Source organism: Stenotrophomonas sp. STEN014 (assembly GCF_056760315.1).
This window is the reverse complement of sequence record NZ_JBRREN010000016.1, coordinates 2,501-5,400: the sequence shown is the minus strand read 5'-3', so window position 1 is coordinate 5,400 and position 2,900 is coordinate 2,501. Positions and strand designations below refer to the sequence as shown.

2 rRNA genes (1 of these 2 cut by a window edge) are annotated in these 2,900 nt (G+C 53.1%); both read right to left on the bottom strand.

The features are described from left to right. A 5S ribosomal RNA gene (gene rrf / locus ACVOMC_RS15235) occupies window positions 1-59 on the bottom strand; the annotation flags it as partial. A gap of 167 nt (window positions 60-226) precedes the next feature. Continuing rightward, window positions 227-2,900 (bottom strand): 23S ribosomal RNA (locus tag ACVOMC_RS15230) (it continues 204 nt past the right edge of the window).

The window sequence follows — 2,900 nt, the reverse complement described above, 5'->3', positions numbered from 1 at the left end:
CGTTTCACTTCCGAGTTCGGGATGGGATCGGGTGGTTCCATAGCGCTAATTTCACCAGGGAGACGGTTGGAGCGTCGCCGGCTTTTTATTCGAGCAACCGGGAGTGATCCCTTGGTTACTTGAGCAAAAAGCACATAAAGGCGCTCAGTCTCACGTTTGGTCTTGTGACGTAGCGTGCACTTGGATCTATCGACATGTCATGTCGGCCAAGGCAACTTGAGGTTATATGGTCAAGCCACACGGATCATTAGTATCAGTTAGCTCAATACATTGCTGTACTTACACACCTGACCTATCAACCACATAGTCTATATGGTTCCTTTAGGGGGCTTGTGCCCCGGGAAGTCTCATCTTGAGGCACGCTTCCCGCTTAGATGCTTTCAGCGGTTATCGTTTCCGAACATAGCTACCCGGCAATGCCACTGGCGTGACAACCGGAACACCAGGGGTTCGTCCACTCCGGTCCTCTCGTACTAGGAGCAGCCCCTCTCAAACTTCCAACGCCCATGGCAGATAGGGACCGAACTGTCTCACGACGTTCTGAACCCAGCTCGCGTACCACTTTAAATGGCGAACAGCCATACCCTTGGGACCGACTACAGCCCCAGGATGTGATGAGCCGACATCGAGGTGCCAAACACCGCCGTCGATATGAACTCTTGGGCGGTATCAGCCTGTTATCCCCGGAGTACCTTTTATCCGTTGAGCGATGGCCCTTCCATACAGAACCACCGGATCACTAAGTCCTAGTTTCCTACCTGCTTGATCCGTCGATCTTGCAGTCAAGCACGCTTATGCCTTTGCACACAGTGCGCGATGTCCGACCGCGCTGAGCGTACCTTCGAGCTCCTCCGTTACTCTTTAGGAGGAGACCGCCCCAGTCAAACTACCCACCATACACGGTCCCCGATCCGGATTACGGACCTAGGTTAGAACGTCAAGCACGACAGGGTGGTATTTCAAGGATGGCTCCACTGCAGCTAGCGCCACAGTTTCATAGCCTCCCACCTATCCTACACAGACGAACTCAACGTTCAGTGTAAAGCTATAGTAAAGGTTCACGGGGTCTTTCCGTCTTGCCACGGGAACGCTGCATCTTCACAGCGATTTCAATTTCACTGAGTCTCGGGTGGAGACAGCGCCGCCATCGTTACGCCATTCGTGCAGGTCGGAACTTACCCGACAAGGAATTTCGCTACCTTAGGACCGTTATAGTTACGGCCGCCGTTTACTGGGGCTTCGATCAAGAGCTTCGCCTTGCGGCTGACCCCATCAATTAACCTTCCAGCACCGGGCAGGCGTCACACCCTATACGTCCACTTTCGTGTTTGCAGAGTGCTGTGTTTTTGATAAACAGTCGCAGCGGCCTGGTTACTTCGGCCATCGTCAGCTTTAGATCGCATGATCCACCGACAATGGCGCACCTTCTCCCGAAGTTACGGTGCCATGTTGCCTAGTTCCTTCACCCGAGTTCTCTCAAGCGCCTGAGAATTCTCATCCTACCCACCTGTGTCGGTTTACGGTACGGTCTGCGTAAGCTGAAGCTTAGGAGCTTTTCCTGGAAGCGTGGTATCAGTGACTTTGTCATAAAGACTCGTCTCGGTGCTCGGTCTTAAAGGATCCCGGATTTGCCAAAGATCCAAACCTACCGCCTTTCCCCAGGACAACCAACGCCTGGTACACCTAACCTTCTCCGTCCCTCCATCGCACTTACGCGAGGTGCAGGAATATTAACCTGCTTCCCATCGACTACGCATTTCTGCCTCGCCTTAGGGGCCGACTCACCCTGCGCCGATTAACGTTGCGCAAGGAAACCTTGGGCTTTCGGCGTGCGGGTTTTTCACCCGCATTATCGTTACTCATGTCAGCATTCGCACTTCCGATACCTCCAGCAAGCTTCTCAACTCACCTTCACAGGCTTACGGAACGCTCCTCTACCGCGCATAACAAAGTTATGCACCCCAAGCTTCGGTTCTGTGCTTAGCCCCGTTAAATCTTCCCCGCAGACCGACTCGACCAGTGAGCTATTACGCTTTCTTTAAAGGGTGGCTGCTTCTAAGCCAACCTCCTGGCTGTCTGTGCCTTTCCACATGGTTTTCCACTTAGCACAAAATTTGGGACCTTAGCTGTGGGTCTGGGTTGTTTCCCTTTTCACGACGGACGTTAGCACCCGCCGTGTGTCTCCCATACAGTCCGTCTCGGTATTCGGAGTTTGCAATGGTTTGGTAAGTCGCGATGACCCCCTAGCCATAACAGTGCTCTACCCCCGAGAGGATACATATGAGGCGCTACCTAAATAGCTTTCGAGGAGAACCAGCTATCTCCGGGTTCGATTAGCTTTTCACTCCTAATCACACCTCATCCCCTACCTTTGCAACGGGAGTGGGTTCGGGCCTCCAGTGCGTGTTACCGCACCTTCACCCTGGGCATGACTAGATCACCCGGTTTCGGGTCTACTGCCCGCGACTATGCGCCCTTATCAGACTCGGTTTCCCTTCGCCTCCCCTATACGGTTAAGCTTGCCACGAACAGTAAGTCGCTGACCCATTATACAAAAGGTACGCAGTCACTCTTTCGAGCTCCTACTGCTTGTACGCACACGGTTTCAGGATCTATTTCACTCCCCTCTCCGGGGTTCTTTTCGCCTTTCCCTCACGGTACTGGTTCACTATCGGTCGGTCAGTAGTATTTAGCCTTGGAGGATGGTCCCCCCATATTCAGACAGGGTTTCACGTGCCCCGCCCTACTCGTCTTCACTGGAATGGCCCTTTCAAATACAGGGCTATCACCTTCTATGGCCGGCTTTTCCAAACCGTTTTTCTAGAACCATACCAGCTTAAGGGCTGTTCCCCGTTCGCTCGTCGCTACTCAGGGAATCTCGGTTGATTTCTTTTCCTCTG